Consider the following 14,937-nt stretch of genomic DNA (forward strand, 5'->3'; position numbering starts at 1 on the left):
GCCCGTACACCGGATATAGCGGGGCGACACCGACAAATCCCATCCACTTATCCACAGGCGAGTGACACGGCCCGGTAACGGCAACAAGAATGCGTGTGTGGCACCCTTCCGGAAGCTTCCGGAGACGGTGTCCGTGTTTCGGGGTGGGCCGGGCCGTCTGAAGAGCATCGGCCCGTAGAACGGGCCGAGGAGGGCCGGGTGACGACCTATGACGATCGAGCGAGCCTCACAGATCTGACCACCACAGCGGAGCGTGTCCGCAGGTCGGTGGAGGGTGTGATCGAGGGCAAGCCTGAGGTCGTACGGCTTTCGCTGACAGTGCTGCTCGCCGAGGGGCATCTGCTGATCGAAGATGTGCCGGGCGTGGGCAAGACAATGCTGGCCAAGGCGCTGGCACGGTCCATCGACTGTTCGGTGCGGCGTATCCAGTTCACGCCGGATCTGCTGCCGTCCGACATCACCGGTGTGTCGATCTTCGACCAGCAGCGGCGCGACTTCGAGTTCAAACCAGGTGCGATCTTCGCCCAGATCGTGATCGGCGACGAGATCAACCGCGCGTCGCCCAAGACGCAGTCGGCGCTGCTGGAGTCGATGGAGGAGCGCCAGGTCACCATCGACGGGAATACGTACGAACTGCCGAGCCCCTTCATGGTGGTGGCCACCCAGAACCCGGTGGAGATGGAGGGCACCTATCCGCTGCCGGAGGCGCAGCGGGACCGCTTCATGGCGCGGGTTTCGATCGGCTACCCCAGCGCGGACGCCGAGCTGCAGATGCTCGATGTGCACGGCGGGGCCTCGCCGCTCGACGATCTGCAGCCGGTGGCCCACGCCCACGACATCGTGAAGCTGATCGACGCTGTGCGTACGGTCCATGTCGCCGATTCCGTCCGGCGGTACGCCGTGGAGCTGGTGGCGGCAACCCGCAGCCACGCGGACCTGAGACTGGGCGCATCGCCGCGCGCCACGCTGCATCTGCTGCGTGCCGCGAAGGCCTCGGCGGCGCTCAGCGGCCGTGACTACGCCCTGCCGGACGATGTCCAGGCATTGGCCGTGCAGGTGCTCGCGCACCGGCTGCTGCCCACCGCGCAGGCCCAGTTGAACCGGCGTACGGCGGAGCAGGTCGTGCTGGAGATCATGCAGCGCACCCCGGTGCCCACGGCCGGCGGCTCCGACAGCGTCTATGTCCCGGGCCGGCCGGCCCAGGCGCCGCTCTACGGCCAGCAGCCCGGCGCCCGGCGGCTGTGATGTCGTCGGCCGGGGTCCCCGCCGCCGCGGAAGGCAAGGACACGAGCGGCCTGTGGGCGGCCCTGGGCGGGCTCACCACACGCGGGCGTTCCTTCTTCGCGGCCGGGGTGGCGGCGGCGGTGTGCGCGTATGTCCTCGGGCAGGGCGACCTGCTTCGCGTCGGGCTGCTGCTGGCCGTGCTGCCGCTGGTCTGTGTGGCCGTGCTGTACCGCACCCGCTACCGGGTCGCGGGCAGCCGGCGGCTCTCGCCCTTGCGGGTGCCTGCGGGATCCGAGGCGCGGGTCCACCTGCGCATGGACAACGTCTCGCGGCTGCCCACCGGGCTGCTGATGCTCCAGGACCATGTGCCGTACGTGCTGGGGCCGCGGCCCCGGTTCGTGCTGGACAGGGTGGAGGCGGGCGGCCGGCGCGAGGTGTCGTACCGGGTCCGTTCGGATCTGCGCGGGCGCTATCCGCTCGGGCCGCTGCAGCTGCGGCTGAGCGACCCGTTCGGGATGTGCGAACTGACCCGCTCCTTCAGCGCGTACGACACCCTCACCGTCATTCCGCGGACCGAGACACTGCCTGCGGTGAGGCTGGCGGGCGAGGCCTCGGGGTACGGCGACGGGCGGCAGCGCTCGCTGGCGCTGGCGGGCGACGACGACATAATCCCGCGCAACTACCGCTACGGCGACGATCTGCGCCGGGTGCACTGGCGCTCCACCGCGCGCTACGGCGAGCTGATGGTGCGCCGCGAGGAGCAGCCGCAGCGGGCCAGATGCACGGTGCTGCTCGACACCCGGCGGATCGCCTATCAGGGCGCGGGTCCCGACTCGGCCTTCGAGTGGGCGGTGTCGGGCGCGGCCTCGGCCCTGGTGCACATGCTGGAGCGGGGCTTCGCGGTCCGGCTGCTGACGGACACCGGAAGCTCGGTGCCCAGTGAGGGCGCCGACGGCTTCGCCGGGTCCACCCAGGAGTCCGCGGACTCCGCGGGTCTGATGATGGACACGCTCGCGGTCGTCGACCACTCCGACGGGGCCGGGCTCTCGCGCTCGTACGACGTGCTGCGCGGCGGGAACGAAGGACTGCTGGTCGCCTTCTTCGGCGATCTGGACGAGGAGCAGGCGGCCCTGGCGGCCCGTATGCGGCAGCGCAGCGGCGCGGCTGTCGCCTTCGTCCTGGACAGCGGGACCTGGGTGACGAGCGGCGCGGTGGCCGGGGCGGTCGACGACCGGCTGAGGCTGCTGCGCGAGGCGGGCTGGACGGCCCTGTCAGTGTCGCCCGGGACGCCGCTCTCCGACCTGTGGCAGCAGGCGGGCCGACAGCGCAGCGAGTCGTCCGGCAGCGGTACGAACGGTTTTTCTGGGGGTTGGTCATGAGCGGTCGCGGACGGCTGGCTCTCTGTGCCTTCGCCGCCACCCTGATGGCGGCGGGCGCGATGCTGCCGCTGGTCGCTCCGGCGAGCTGGATGGTGCAGGCGGCGTTCCTGCTGGCGCTCCAGAGCGGGGTGGGGGCGCTTGCCCGGCGGGTGCCGCTGGCCAGGCCGCTGACGGTGACGGTGCAGGCGCTCGTCACGCTGCTGCTGCTCACCGTGGTCTTCGCCCGCAGCCAGGCGATTCTCGGCGTGCTGCCGGGTCCCGAGGCGTTCCAGCAGTTCGGGACGTTGCTGAACGCCGGTGGCGAGGACGTCGGGCGATACGCGATCCCGGCGCCGGCGACCGACGGCATCAGGCTCATGGTGATCGGCGGGGTGCTGCTGATCGGCCTGGCGGTGGACGCGCTCGCGGTGACGTTCCGCAGTTCCGCCCCGGCCGGGCTGCCGCTGCTGGCGCTGTACTCGGTGGCCGCGGGCCTGTCCGGCGGTGCGAGCTGGATGTGGTTCCTGCTCGCGGCCTCCGGATATCTGCTGCTCCTGCTGGCCGAGGGCCGGGACCGGCTCTCCCAGTGGGGCCGCGTCTTCGGCGGTGCCGCGCCAGGGCAGGGACGCACCCCAGCCGGGCTCGAATCGGCGGGCGGCAATGCCCTGGCACCGGTCCGTACGGGCCGCCGGATCGGCGCGCTCGCGCTGGGCGTCGCGCTTGTGGTCCCGGCGGCCCTGCCCGCACTGGACGGCGGTCTGCTGGACAGCACGGGCAGCGGTGACGGCCCGGGCTCCGGCGGCGGCACCATCTCCGCGGTGAACCCGCTGGTCTCACTGCAGGACAGCCTCAACCAGCCGGAGGACCGCGAGGTCATCCGGTACCGCACCAACGCGACGGAGACCAAGGACCTCTATCTGCGGATCGTCGCGCTGGACCAGTTCGACGGGACTGCGTGGAAGTCCTCGGAGCGCAAGGTCAAGGACGTGCCGGACCGGCTTCCGCAGCCGGACGGCCTGAGCACGTCCGTAGGCGTCACCGAGATCAAGACGAACATCTCGGCCGCGGGCTCGTACAAGCAGAGCTGGCTGCCGCTCCCCTACCCGGCGACGCAGGTAAAGATCAACGGACGCTGGCGCTACGAGCCCGCCGGCCGGACCCTGGTGGGTGACCGTGGTCAGGACACCCGCGGCGCGCAGTACTCCGTCACCAGCCTGCTGGTGAAGCCGACGCCGGATCAGCTGGCAAGCGCGCCCACCCCGCCCCCCGAGCTGCTGCGCGAGTACACCCGGGTTCCCGATGCGCTTCCCGACGTGGTCAGAAACACCGCGAAGGCGGTGACCAGGGGCGCGACGAACGACTACGAGCGGGCGGTCAAGCTCCAGGACTGGTTCGCGATCGAGGGCGGCTTCCGCTACGACACCCAGGTGCAGTCGGGCACCGGCGTCAACGCGATCTCCCGCTTCCTGAGGGAGAAAGAAGGCTTCTGCGTCCACTTCTCGTTCTCGATGGCCGCGATGGCCAGGACGCTGGGCATACCGGCGCGGGTCGCGGTGGGCTTCACCCCGGGCTCCCCGCGGGCGGACGGCACCGTGTCGGTCGGACTGCGCGAGGCGCACGCCTGGCCGGAGCTGTACTTCGAGGGCGTGGGGTGGACACGGTTCGAGCCGACCCCGAGCCGGGGCTCCGCGCCCGACTACACGCGCCCGGAGTCACCGTCCGGCGGGGCGACCAACCCGACCCAGCCCGAGACCAGCGCTCCGGCGACGCCGTCGGCCGCGCCTTCGGTGTCGGACACCTGCCCGGCGCAGGCGAGGCAGCTCGGCGAGTGCGGCGCGGCCGCTCCGCAGGAGATCCTGCCGCCGACCGACCCCGGGACCCCGCTGGGGACCGTGCTGGGTGTGAGCCTGGCCGTGGTGGCGGTGGTGCTGGTGCCGCTGCTGCCGATGCTGTGGCGGATCAGGGTGCGCGCGCGACGCCTCGGCTCCAGCGGGCGCACGTCCGAGGACGCAGCGGCCCGGACGCTGGCGGCGTGGCAGGAGATCTCCGATACGGCGTGGGACCACGGCATCCTGCCCGACGAATCGCAGACGCCGCGCAAGGCCGCTGCCCGCATCGTCCGGCTGGGACAGCTGGAGGGCGAGGCGGCCGACGCAGTGCACCGGGTGGCCAGTGCGGTGGAGCAGGTGCTGTATGCGCCGGTGCCCCGGCCGGGCACGGGGCTGGCGGATGACGCCGAGGAGATCCGGGCCGGGCTCGGGGCCGCGGTGAGCCGCGGTACGCGGCTGAGGGCACTGCTCGCGCCCCGCTCCACCGTCCGAGTGGTGTGGGCTCTGTCGGCGCGCTGGGCGTCCGTCACGGACCGGTGGGGCGTGCGCCGCTGGCGTCTTGACCGGTGGTCCGGAAGCCAGTGGTCGGCCGGCCGGTGGTCGGGGATCCTGCGCCGCGCATCCCGGCAGCGGGGCTGACGGCAGCGGGCCGGGCGCGAGCCCGGCCCGACTCCCCGCGCGAGTTGCCGTACGAGAAGTCAGGTGCTGTGCGAGAACTCGAGATGCTGTACGAGAAACGGTGAGGGGCGACGCTCTTGAGCGTCGCCCCTCACCGTTTCAGTACGTTTTGATAGTGCGGTTCAGTGGCCCTGATCATCGCGGCGGCGCTGCCACCGCTGCTCGATGCGGTCCATCATCGACCTGCGCCGACGGGGATGGCGGCCGGCGGGGGCTGCCGTGTCCCCCGGGGCCTGCTGCTCACCCGGTTTGGGCGCCTTGCGCCATCCGGTGACCGCGAGCACCGCACAGCCCAGCATGACGAGGAATCCCACCACGCTGATCCAGATCTGCTGCGCGACCATTCCAGCCATGAGGAGCGCGATACCCACCAGGAAGCCGACGACTGCCTGGTAGACCCGTCGCCGGGTGTATGTACGCAGCCCGCTTCCCTCAAGCGCTGTCGCGAACTTGGGATCTTCGGCGTACAGCGCTCGCTCCATTTGCTCGAGCATTCGCTGCTCGTGCTCCGAGAGCGGCACGGAGTCCTCCTAGTCGTCGGCCGCGGGGGGCGACCGGTAAGCGGCCCTTTCAGGATAGGCAGGGAATCGCCCCCGTGAAACCCGCCCTCTACGCCAATTCGCCAGTCCGGGCCGCCATGGCGGCTTAGGTGCTGAGGCGTAGATTCCCCAACCTCCGATCCGTCATGCCGGATGGTGTCCTCCGATCATACGGGGCCAAGCCCACGATCGGGGGGTCTGTGGCGTACTCCATGTGCGGCTGCGCCGCTGATCAGCCCCGCTTCTCGCCCAGAACGTGCAGCTGAGTCGCGACGGAGTGGAAGGCGGGCAGCTCGGCCGCCGCCGCCTCCAGCTTGAGCAGCGCGTCGAGGGCGCCGGGCTCGGTGTCCACCAGGACACCCGGGACCAGGTCGGCGAAGACCCTTACGCCGTGCACGGCACCCACCTCGACACCGGCCTCGGCGACGAGCTCGGTGAGCTGCTCGGCGGTGAAGCGGCGCGGCACCGGGTCGCCTTCGCCCCAGCGGCCCGCGGGGTCGGTGAGCGCCTGGCGGGCCTCGGCGAAGTGCCCGGCCAGCGCCCTGGCCAGGACGGCCCCGCCGAGCCCGGCGGCGAGCAGGCTGATGGCACCGGCCGGACGGAGCGCGTCCACCGCGTTGCGTACGCCCTCGGCGGGGTCGTCCACGTACTCCAGGACGCCGTGGCACAACACCACGTCGTACCCGTCGCGCTCGACGACGTCGAACAGGCCGTGGATGTCGCCCTGGACCCCGCGGACCCTGTCGGCCACACCGGCCTCTGCGGCCCGGCGCTCCAGCGCGAAGAGTGCGTTCGGGCTGGGGTCGACCACGGTGACGCGGTGCCCGAGCTGGGCGACGGGCACCGCGAAGTAGCCGCTGCCGCCGCCGGTGTCGAGGACGTCCAGGGCGTCCGTCCCGGTTGCCTTGACCCGGCGGTCGAGGGCGTCCTTGAGGACGTCCCAGACCACGGCGGTACGGAGGGAGGCGCGGGGGCGCATCAGGTCCGACACGGCAGTTGACTCCTCGGACGGTGCGAATACGTTGAATACCTTGAAGACGCAGTCCACCCTATTGCCTCCGCCGGGCGCCCCAGCCCTCCTTCTCACCACCGGCGGCTGCCCTGCGCCTCACCCCGCGGCGTCCCCCGTCTCCGGTTGCTCGGTCCTCGGCTGCGGCAGCACCGGCTGGAGCACCAGCAGCCGCTCGACCATGCGCAGGAACATGGCCGCGTCGCGCAGCAGATCGTCGGCGTCGCGGCGGCTCGCCGCGCCCTGTATGCCCGCCTCCGCGCGCGCCCTGCGCCGGGCCCCCGAGGCGAACAGGGCACTCCATTCGGTCAGTTCGGGCGCGATCTCCGGCAGGACTTCCCAGGCGCTTCGGATCCGCTGCCTGCGGCGTGCGCTGGTCTCCGGGCGGCCGCGGGCGGCCAGCACCGCGGCCGCGGTGCGCAGGGCGGCCAGATGGGCGGTGGCGTACTGCTCGTTCGGTGTTTCGAGAGTGGCGGCCTCGTCCAGTCCCGTACGGGCCTGGGCGAGCAGGTCGAGGGCGGCGGGCGGTGCCGAGGCCCGCCGCAGGACGGGGTGCACGTCGTTCGCCGGTCCGGTCAGTGAGGGGGCAGGGCCGGTGGCGCGGCGCCGGTGTGCGGCTGCTGCGTAGGAGCTGGCCATGACGAACCTCCTGTCGTCGTGTGACGGCACTGTGGCCGTATGTGTCCATCGTGAAGGGCACCACTGACAATCGGCTCTGACCTGCACCTTTGCTTCGATCACAGGTTCGGGGGTACTTTTGCACTGACTGGTCAGTACAAAAATGGGGGAGGGCGCGTGGACAGCCCGCACGGGGCGGACGTAACTGCCGAGAACTTGGGGCTCAAGGGCCCGCGCGGCTGGGCGTTCCGCTCGGTGAGCATCAAGGCGGAACCCGGCTCACTCATCGCGATCGAGGGCCCGTCCGGCTCCGGCCGCACCTGCCTGCTGCTCGCGCTCACCGGCCGGATGCGCCCCACCGAGGGCAGTGCCGAGGTCGGCGGTCTGCCGCTGCCGCGCAAGATGGCGGCCGTACGCAGGATCAGCGCGCTCGGACCGGTGCCCGGGGTCAGCGAGCTCGACCCGGCGCTGACCGTCGCCGAGCATCTGCGCGAACGGGCCCTGCTGCAGCGCCGTTTCGACGGCTCGCTGCGCGCCCTGCTGCGCCCGCGCGCCGAGAGGATCGCCGCGGCCCGGAGCCGGATCGACACGGCACTCGAGGCAGCCGGACTCGACGTGGCCGCACTCCCCAAGCAGGAACGCACCTCCGTGCGCGATCTGGAGCGGCTGGAGGCGCTGCGCCTGTACGTCGCCCTCGCGCTGATCGGCCGCCCCGGCCTGCTCGCAGTCGACGACACCGACCTCAAGCTCTCCGACGTCGACCGGGCCGAGGCCTGGCAGTTGCTGCGCTCCGTCGCCGAGGCCGGCACAACGGTGCTCGCCGTGTGCAGCCAGGCGCCCGAGGGCACGACCGCCATCCGCACGATCGCGGTCGAAAGCACCAGCACAGCCGAAAGCACCGGGACGGCCGAGAACACCGAGACGGCCGAAGACACCAACGAGACCACCACCGAAAGCACCACCGACGACGAGGAGGGGACGGCCGATGCGATCGCCGAAACTCGCCGCGCTTGAGCTGAAGCGGTTCGGCAGGGGGAAGCTGCCGCGCGCCGCACTCGTCGCGGTCCTGCTGCTGCCGCTGCTCTACGGCGCGCTGTACCTGTGGTCCTTCTGGGACCCGTACGGACAGCTCAACAAGATCCCCGTCGCCCTCGTCAACGACGACAAGGGAGCCACCGCCGCCGGCAAGAAGATCGCTGCCGGCGACGAGATCACCAAGGGCCTGCGCGAGAGCAAGGTCTTCGAATGGCACGAGGTGAGCGCCGCCGATGCCCGCAAGGGCGTCGAGGACGGCGCGTACTACCTCTCGCTGACCATGCCGAAGGACTTCAGCGAGCGCATCGCGTCCAGCTCGGGCAACTCCCCCGAGACCGGCGCCCTCCAGGTCCGCACGAACGACGCCAACAACTACATCGTCGGTCAGATCTCGCGGACGGTCTTCTCGGAGGTGCGCACGGCCGCATCGACCAACACCTCCCGCACGTTCCTGGACCGGATCTTCATCTCCTTCTCCGACATCCATGACGCGACCGAGAAGGCGGCGAAGGGCGCCGACAAGCTCAAGGACGGGGTCGGCAAGGCTAAGCAGGGCTCCAGGGACCTCGCGGACGGCCTGAAGGACGCCAAGGACGGCAGCGGCAGACTGGCCGGCGGCCTGACCAAGCTGAACAAGGGTGCGGGCGAGCTCGAGACCGGCTCGCAGAAAGTCGCCGACGGCACCCAGGCGCTCGCCGCCAAGGTCAACAAGATCGCCGCCGACGTCCGTCCGTACCTCAAGGACAACGGCACGACGATCGGCGACACGGCCCGCCTGGTCGCCGATTCTTCCCAGGCGGTACGCCGCAACCTCGGCATCCTCGTGAAGACGGCGCCCGGCCGCGCGGCCCTCGCCCACAAGTCGGCCGACAAGCTGAGCAGCATCTACAAGGCGCGCTGCGAGGACGCCGTGCTGCCCGACCCGGCCCTCTGCTCCGACCTCAAGACCGCCAAGGACACGGCGGCCGATGTCGCCAAGGTCGCCGATGACGTCAGTGCCCTGATCAAGGACAACAACGGCAATCTGAAGACGCTGGACGGCCATCTCGCCACGCTGCAGCGGCAGGCGACAGACCTCGCCAAGCGGTCACCGCGCCTGGACGAGGACCTGGAGTACGCCGTCGCAAAGATCAACGAGCTCAACTCGGGCGCCAAGAAGGTCGCTCAGGGCGCGGACAAACTGCACGCCGGCCTGGGCGGCGCCAAGACCGGCTCGACCGATCTCGACAGCGGCGTCGGCAGGCTCAAGAAGGGCGCCAACAGCCTGGACGGCGGCCTCTTCAAACTCGCCGACGGTTCGACCGAGCTGGCCGGCGGGCTCAACGACGGCGTGGACAAGATCCCCGACTACGACAAGAAGGACCGCGACCGCCGCACCGAGGTGATGGCCGACCCCGTCAAGCTGGCCAGCCAGTCGCTGCACAAGGCGCCCAACTACGGCACCGGTTTCGCCCCGTACTTCATCCCGCTCTCCCTCTGGGTGGGCGCGATGGTCGCGTACATGATCATCCAGCCACTGAACCGGCGGGCCCTCGCCGCCGGCGCGTCCGCCTGGCGGATCGCCGTGGCCGGCTGGCTGCCCGTCGCCGCGATCGGCCTGGCCCAGGTCGCCGCGCTGATGTCCGTACTGCACTGGGGCCTCGGCATGAAGATGGCGTACGCGGCCGGGACGGTGGGCTTCCTCGCCCTCGTCACCTGCTGCTTCGCCGCGATCATCCAGTGGCTGAACGCACGCTTCGGGGCCGCGGGCCGGATCCTCGTGCTCGCCCTCCTGATGCTGCAGCTGACCTCGGCCGGCGGAACCTACCCCGTCCAGACCAGCCCAGGGTTCTTCAACGCCATCCACCCCTTCCTCCCGATGAGTTACGTCGTCGAGGCGCTGCGCAGGCTCATCACGGGCGGCGGACTCGGCCCGGTCTGGCAGGCGTGCGCGGTGCTGATCGCCTTCACCGCGGGCGCGATCGCGCTCACCGCCGTGTCCGCGCGGCGCAAGCAGGTATGGACGCTCGACCGTCTGCACCCCGAGCTGAGTCTGTGAGGCGGGCCGACCTGTGAGAATCGACACCATGGACGCCATGGACAGCACCAGCACCAGACGCCGGGCGACCCGGGCAAGGCTCTACGAGGCCGCGGTCACGCTCATAGCCGAGCAGGGCTTCTCCGCCACCACGGTGGACGAGATCGCCGAACGCGCCGGGGTCGCCAAGGGCACGGTCTACTACAACTTCAAGAGCAAGACCGAGCTCTTCGAGGAGCTGCTGCGGTACGGCGTCGGCCTGCTCACCGCCTCGCTGCAGTCCGCCGCCGACGAGGCGGCGGAGCACGGTCGTACCAAGGTCGAGGCGCTGGACGCGATGATCAAGGCCGGTCTGGTCTTCATAGACCGCTATCCGGCCTTCACCCAGCTGTACGTCGCCGAACTGTGGCGCACCAACAGGGCCTGGCAGTCGACGCTTCTCGTCGTACGGCAGCAGGCGGTCGCCGTCGTCGAGACGGTGCTGCGGGAAGCCGTCGAGAACGGCGAGCTGAGCGAGGAGATCGACATTCCGCTGACGGCGGCGGCGCTGGTCGGGATGGTGCTGGTGGCGGCGCTGGACTGGCAGGCCTTCCAGCCGGAGCGGTCGCTCGACGATGTGCACGCGGCCCTGTCGCGGCTGCTGCACGGCCGCGTCAGCGGCCGCTGAAGGTCTCGGTACGAGCGGGCCCGTGCCTGCGGCCACGTGAGGGGCCGCGACACAGAAGTGCCGGTCCGGTGAGGCTCGATCCCCCCGAGCCCCGCCGGACCGGCGTGTTACCCCCGTGTCCCCCCGTTCCCCCGTGTCCCCCCGATTCCCCCGTTCCCCCCGATTCCCCCGTGGTGCCGGAGGACCCTGGTCATCGGGCCCTCCGTCGTGCGCCCCCGTTCCGTCGGGGGTGCCGCGCCGTTCCGCCGCCCCGTGTCGGCGGTACCGGCGCCGCGCCCCTTCCGTGGTCTCCACTCTTCCTTCTACGCAGGTGAGACCCCATCCGCGCGCGTACTCATCTCACCCACTAGGTACGGGTACTCAGCCGTCCGTACTCACCCTCACCCGCCCGGCAGGCCGACTGGTCACGATCGCGTCCGCGTCCGTACTCCCTCTCGGACCGATGCGCTGGTCGTCGCCGGGGCAGCGCGGCGAGGCGGCCGGGATCCGGGGGTCCGAGGGGTGCCGATAAAGTCGCGGACATGGCACGGATTGCGGTGATCGGCGCCGGGATGGGCGCCATGGCGGCTGCCGCCCGGCTGGCCGTGGCAGGCCACCGGGTGACGGTGTACGAGCGCTCGGCGAGCTACGGCGGCGCGGTGGGCCGGTTCGAGCGCGACGGCTTCGTCTTCGACACCGGCCCCGGTCTGCTGCATCTGCCCGCCGTCTGGCGGGACTTGTTCGTCAAGACCGGCAAGGAGCCGCTGGAGCAGTGCGTCGGGCTGGTCCAGGTGGACCCGTCGAGCCGGCATGTGTTCGCCGACGGCACCGAGGTGTCCCTGCCGAACGCCTCGCGGGCCGGCATCGTCACCGCGCTCGAAGCCGCGCTGGGCGCGGGAGCGGGCGAGCGGTGGGGCGCCTTCCTCGGGCGGGCCAGGGACGCCTGGGACCGTTCCCGGCGACCACTGCTCGAAGAGCCGCTGTGGACCGACTGGCAGGTGCTGAAGCGCGATCCGTATCCCGCTCCGCGTCGGCGCAGGCTGCTGCGCGCCCGCCAGGCCTCCACGGTCTCCGAAGTCGCCGCGTGGGAGCTTGCGGAACCGCGGCTTGCGGCGCTGCTCGAGGGGTACGCCCTGGCGTACGGCCTGGATCCCCGGCACGCCCCGGCGAGCGCCGCTCTGCTGCCGTACATGGAGCAGACCTTCGGCAGTTGGTACGTCGAGGGCGGGATGCGCGAGCTGGCACGCGCGGTCTACGAGCGGTGTCTGGCCCGCAGGGTGGAGTTCGTCTTCGGGTCCGAGGTGACCCGGATCGTCGAGAAGGACGGGCGGGCGGCGGGGGTCGAGCTCGCCGGGAGCACCGTCGCCGAGGCCGACCATGTGGTGGCGGGCGCCGAGGCTCCGGATCTCGTCGGGCGCGAGCTGTGGCGGGACGGCGACGTACGGCCTCAACAGGGCGCCGATGGCGGGCAGTTGCCGGGCAGGTTCACCGTGCTGCTCGCCCTGCGCGGGGCGCGGCCCGCATCGGCCGTCCACCGGAGCGTGGTGCACTCCCCCGACACCGGGGCGGAGGCGGCCGCGGTCTTCGGCGGGCGGACGGCCGAGCGGCCCACCGTCACCGTGCTGCGGCCCGACGATCCCCGCACCCGCCCCGACGACGAGCACGAGGCTGTAACCCTCTCCGCGACGGTCACGGGGCACGGCAGCCCGGTCGACTGGACCCACGCGTCGCTGCGCGAGGGGTACGCCGAGGTGCTGATCGACGCCGCGTCCGCGGCCGTACCGGAGATACGCGAGCGCCTGCTGTGGCACGAGACCCTGACGCCCGCCGAGACAGGACCGCTGCCCGCGCCCGCGCTCGCAGGGGAGGGCGGGCGCTATCTGCATCCGGCGAACAGCACACGGCTGCCCGGCCTGTATCTGGTGGGCGGCCGCGCGCACCCGGGCGGCGGTCTTGCGCACGCGGGAATGTCGGGGGCGCTGGTGGCCGGGCTGATCGTGGAGGGCGCGGACTTCCGCGGCTCCCAGTAACCCGCTCCCGGCAACCGGCTGTCAGTGACCAGCCGCCGGTATCCGGCTGTCAGTAGCGGTACTGCTGCTCGTTGTACCCGGTGTCGTAGCCGTAGGGGGAGGGCTGCCCTTGCGGCATCGGCGGCGCCTCCTGCTCGCCGTCGCGCTGCTGCGGCACCCACACCCCGCCGGGCGGCGTCTCGTTGTACTGGTTCTGGGCATACGGGTCGGCGTACTGCTGCTGGCCGCCGTAACTGTCGTACGTCTCGTACGTGTTGTACTGCTGGCCGCCCACATACGGGTCGGAGTACGCGGCGTACTGCTGCTGCCCTGTGCCGTAGTCGTACTGCCCGGCGTAGCTGTCCTGGCCCGCCGGCTGCTGCTGCCCGTAGCCGGAGTAACTGTCGTACGCGCCGCCGTACTGGGCGTAGTTCTGACTCTGGTCCTGCTGCTGGGCCGCGTAGGCGGCGTCGCTGTACACGCCGTACTGCCCGGTGTCGTCCGGGAGCGGCTGCGGCTCGTAGACCGGTTCCCGCTGCGGCGCCGACGCGGCGGGCTCGTACGGGTCGGGCTCGTACGGGTCGGGCTGGTACGGCGCGGCGGGCTCGTAGGAGAGGTCGGTGACCTCCAGCGAGGGCTCGTGCGAAGCCGCCCCCGACTTGGCACCCGACTTGCGGCGGGGGCTCACGCCCGGGCTTCCGCCGAGCGCCCAGCCCGTGGAGAAGCCGCGGCGGAAGGAGAGCGTGACATACGTCTGGCCGACGGCGAAGGCGATCGCGCCGACCGCGATCACCACGACGGAGGGCAGCAGGACGCCGAAGACCACGCCGAGGAATCCGACGAAGGCGAGAAGTCGCCAGCGCAGCCGCGCCTTGTACTGCAGCAGCACCTCACCGAGCAGCCACAGCGCGACGACACCGAACGCGATATAGAGGACCGTCCAGCCCATGCCCGCCCCTCTCCTACGGCCGTCGCCCCGGGTCGGGGCGGGTACGACCGATCACGACTGCTCGTGCAGTCCGAGATTCTCGTAGATTTCAAGCGTCGCCGTGGAGTTGTTGAGCGTAATGAAGTGCAGTCCGGGGACTCCCTCGGAAAGCAGTCCTGCGCAGAACTCCGTCGCGAACTCGATGCCAATGGAGCGTACAGCGGCCGGATCGTCCTTGGCGGTGAGGATCCTCTCTTTCAGAGCCGGCGGGAACGCGGCATTGCTGAGCTGCGCAAACCGTTCAAGCTGCTTGACGCTGGTGACCGGCATGATCTCGGGGATGATCGGGGTCTCGCAGCCCGTGGCCGCGACCCGGTCGCGCAGCCGCAGATAGTCCTCGGGCCTGAAGAACATCTGCGTGATCGCGTAGTCGGCGCCGGCCCGGCACTTGTCGACGAAGTGCCGGATGTCGGTGTCCCAGTCCTCCGAGCGCGGATGCATCTCGGGGAAGGCCGCTACGCCGACGCAGAAGTCACCGGACTCCTTGATCAGCCGGACCAACTCGGCGGCGTACCGCACGCCCTCGGGGTGCTTGACCCACTCGCCCATCGGGTCGCCGGGCGGGTCGCCCCGGACGGCGAGGATATTGCGGATCCCGGCGTCGGCGTACTGGCCGATCATGTTGCGCAGTTCGGCGATGGAGTGGTCCACCGCGGTGAGGTGCGCGACGGGCGTCAGAGTGGTGTCGGCGGCGATCTGCTGGGTGGCCTTGACCGTGCCGGCGCGCGTCGAGCCGCCGGCTCCATAGGTCACGGAGACGAAGTTGGGGGCGACCGCCTCGACCCTGCGGAGCGCATTCCAGAGATTCCGCTCGCCCTTCTCGGTCTTGGGCGCCCAGAACTCGAAGGAGTAGGAGATTTTGCCGGTTGCAAGAAGCTCGCGCACGGTCCGTGCGCGATCCGTCCTGGTCGAAGCTGTACCGAGGGCCATACCCGCAGATTATCCAGGGCGCGCCGGTCACCCAACCGAATGGAGGAAATATGTCCG

The 14,937-nt window shown here is 71.1% G+C and carries 12 protein-coding genes; 7 read left to right on the plus strand and 5 right to left on the minus strand.

The window, feature by feature from the left end; translation table 11 throughout:
* Positions 1-198 precede the first annotated feature (198 nt).
* From ACZ3H8_RS12500 to ACZ3H8_RS12510, 3 genes are read left to right on the plus strand one after another with little or no spacing between them, the layout of a single operon-like run.
* The gene (locus tag ACZ3H8_RS12500; RefSeq protein WP_467400687.1) at positions 199-1,245 is read left to right on the plus strand and encodes an AAA family ATPase; all 1,047 of its coding nucleotides are present in this window, start codon (positions 199-201) and stop codon (positions 1,243-1,245) included.
* Positions 1,245-2,603 (plus strand): DUF58 domain-containing protein, encoded by a 1,359-nt coding sequence (locus tag ACZ3H8_RS12505; protein WP_467400689.1) that lies wholly within the window; start codon positions 1,245-1,247, stop codon positions 2,601-2,603. Before ACZ3H8_RS12500 ends, ACZ3H8_RS12505 begins: the two co-directional genes overlap by 1 nt.
* Positions 2,600-5,050 carry a transglutaminase TgpA family protein gene (locus ACZ3H8_RS12510; protein WP_467400692.1) on the plus strand — a complete coding sequence of 817 codons (2,451 nt, stop codon included), beginning with the start codon at positions 2,600-2,602 and terminating at the stop codon, positions 5,048-5,050. The genes ACZ3H8_RS12505 and ACZ3H8_RS12510 overlap by 4 nt, the downstream gene beginning before the upstream one ends.
* A 161-nt stretch (positions 5,051-5,211) precedes the next feature.
* On the opposite strand, the gene ACZ3H8_RS12515 is transcribed toward ACZ3H8_RS12510, so the two are convergent.
* The 3 genes from ACZ3H8_RS12515 to ACZ3H8_RS12525 form a co-directional block, all read right to left on the minus strand.
* Positions 5,212-5,610, minus strand: coding sequence for a DUF3040 domain-containing protein (locus tag ACZ3H8_RS12515; RefSeq protein ID WP_467400694.1), 399 nt, complete (start codon positions 5,608-5,610; stop codon positions 5,212-5,214).
* 250 nt (positions 5,611-5,860) lie between these two features.
* Entirely contained in the window at positions 5,861-6,619 is a 759-nt protein-coding gene (locus ACZ3H8_RS12520; RefSeq protein WP_467400697.1) for a methyltransferase, read from the minus strand.
* Between the two features lie 117 nt (positions 6,620-6,736).
* On the minus strand, positions 6,737-7,276 hold the full coding sequence (locus ACZ3H8_RS12525) for an SAV_6107 family HEPN domain-containing protein (RefSeq protein ID WP_467400698.1): 540 nt from the start codon (positions 7,274-7,276) through the stop codon (positions 6,737-6,739).
* Between the two features lie 156 nt (positions 7,277-7,432).
* On the opposite strand from ACZ3H8_RS12525, the gene ACZ3H8_RS12530 reads away from it, so the two are divergent.
* The 4 genes from ACZ3H8_RS12530 (at position 7,433) to ACZ3H8_RS12545 (ending at position 12,983) form a co-directional block, all read left to right on the plus strand.
* Positions 7,433-8,269: an ATP-binding cassette domain-containing protein gene (locus ACZ3H8_RS12530; protein WP_467400701.1), complete on the plus strand. Its 837-nt coding sequence runs from the start codon at positions 7,433-7,435 to the stop codon at positions 8,267-8,269.
* Positions 8,241-10,328 carry a YhgE/Pip family protein gene (locus ACZ3H8_RS12535; RefSeq protein WP_467400702.1) on the plus strand — a complete coding sequence of 696 codons (2,088 nt, stop codon included), beginning with the start codon at positions 8,241-8,243 and terminating at the stop codon, positions 10,326-10,328. Before ACZ3H8_RS12530 ends, ACZ3H8_RS12535 begins: the two co-directional genes overlap by 29 nt.
* Before the next feature lie 37 nt (positions 10,329-10,365).
* Positions 10,366-10,974 (plus strand): TetR/AcrR family transcriptional regulator, encoded by a 609-nt coding sequence (locus ACZ3H8_RS12540; protein ID WP_467400705.1) that lies wholly within the window; start codon positions 10,366-10,368, stop codon positions 10,972-10,974.
* 521 nt (positions 10,975-11,495) lie between these two features.
* A complete protein-coding gene (locus tag ACZ3H8_RS12545; RefSeq protein WP_467400708.1) occupies positions 11,496-12,983 on the plus strand; it encodes a phytoene desaturase family protein in 1,488 nt (495 codons plus the stop codon).
* Between the two features lie 49 nt (positions 12,984-13,032).
* Here the strand turns inward: ACZ3H8_RS12545 and ACZ3H8_RS12550 are convergent, their stop codons facing one another.
* Both ACZ3H8_RS12550 and metF read right to left on the minus strand, forming a co-directional pair.
* A complete protein-coding gene (locus tag ACZ3H8_RS12550; protein ID WP_467400710.1) occupies positions 13,033-13,911 on the minus strand; it encodes a hypothetical protein in 879 nt (292 codons plus the stop codon).
* 51 nt (positions 13,912-13,962) lie between these two features.
* Entirely contained in the window at positions 13,963-14,880 is a 918-nt protein-coding gene (gene metF / locus ACZ3H8_RS12555; RefSeq protein ID WP_467400712.1) for a methylenetetrahydrofolate reductase [NAD(P)H], read from the minus strand.
* Between the last annotated feature and the right edge of the window lie 57 nt (positions 14,881-14,937).

This window comes from Streptomyces sp. NPDC002868, assembly GCF_055563295.1.